Source organism: Protofrankia sp. Cr1 (assembly GCF_963555865.1).
Classification (GTDB): Bacteria; Actinomycetota; Actinomycetes; order Frankiales; family Frankiaceae; genus Protofrankia.
Genome location: NZ_CAUVXO010000300.1, coordinates 4,001 through 5,420, shown reverse-complemented (window position 1 = coordinate 5,420; position 1,420 = coordinate 4,001). Strand labels below are relative to the sequence as shown.

1 protein-coding gene is annotated in these 1,420 nt (G+C 63.2%); it reads right to left on the bottom strand.

The window, feature by feature from the left end; translation table 11 throughout:
• A partial coding sequence (locus U9980_RS19595) for a glycosyltransferase 87 family protein (protein WP_322769252.1) occupies nt 1-1,313 on the bottom strand: 1,313 nt, incomplete at its 3' end.
• Between the last annotated feature and the right edge of the window lie 107 nt (nt 1,314-1,420).

Sequence of the window (1,420 nt, the reverse complement as noted above, 5' to 3'; positions counted from 1 at the left end):
GTCGCCGTCATAGTGCCATCGTGTCGGCTCATGCTGATGTGGACCTGACGCAACCCTGGGAGTCGGCTGAAAGCCCGCGGTGGGCGACAGCGGCTACTGCACGCCCGGTTGCCTGTACCGCCGGTGGCGGGAGTTGATTGAACATGTGCGCGGAATTCTCGGACCGTGGTCCAGAGTACGGCTACCAGGGCCAGTGCCATGAGCGCCGCCGCCAGTCTGAGTTCTGGTGCCGGCGGGAATGCCGCCGCGTTTCCGCCGGCACCGCTCACGGCGCCGTTTCCGGTGGCGCCTCCGCCCGCGGGTTGGGAACTCTGCGCGAAGTACGTCAGGTATGTCAGGAAGGATGCGACCTGAACGGCGACCGGTAGATACCACAATCGGCGGGGTAGGTAGCAGGCGGCAATTACGCTGAGGACGTCCGCCGGGTAGAAATACCGTTCGTGCATCGACGGTAGAAAAAACGGTACAGCGATGACCGACGCGGTGGCAAGCAACACGATGCGGGTCGGGGTCAGGTCGACGTGACTACGGACAGTAAGGCCGGTCAGGATGGCCACGAGCGCGCCGGTGAACACGACTCCCGCCGTACGCAGGATGTCAGCGTGTGTGCCCGCGGCGATGAACTGATATACCGAAGCGGCGTTGAGTGTCAACTGCTGGTAGGCGCCGGTCTGCCTTGCGTAGACCGTCAGAAGCTTTTCCGGTGATGCGCCCAGGAGCAGCGCGGGCACATCGAGCGCCAGGTACACCCCGGGAATGGCAAGCAACGACGGCCATGGCAGCCGTCTGCTGAGGGCCAGGATGCCCAGGAGCGGAAAGATGAAGACTGCCTGCAGTTTGAACCCCAGCGCGAGGCCGAAGAAGGCGCCGGCCAGCCAGGGGCGGGCTCGGAGCACGGAGTAGACCCCGCCGACCAGGAAGGCCGTGAAGATTGAGTCCGCCTGCCCCCAGCGCGCGCTGTTCGCAACCACCGTGGGCAGGAACAGCACCGCGGTCGCGGCCGCGAACGATTGCCATGAGTCGGGAAAGCGTAGCTGCACGATCCGATATGTGAAGAATGCGAGCAGTAGATCGAACAGCACCGAGATGATTTTGATCCCGGCGAGCGCGGGTACCGGCAGGTACGTCAGGAGGGTCATCAGGTAGAGGTATGGAACATTGTAATCTGAAAAATCAGCTCGAAGGGCGTGATATCCGCCATTAGTGGAGATATGGTCGTACCAGGGTTTCAGGAACATGACGTAGTCCGCCGAGTGATAATCGAACATCGTCGCGCGCACCGTGAGCGCGATCATGACAACGGCTGCCGCCATTGCTGCCCGACCGGCCCGTCGGGGTGGCTTCGTCGCGCTCCGCGTGCGTGCCGGCGCCGGCCGCGGGGCCATCTCGGTCATGAACGTAGTGTCTGTATTGATACTTA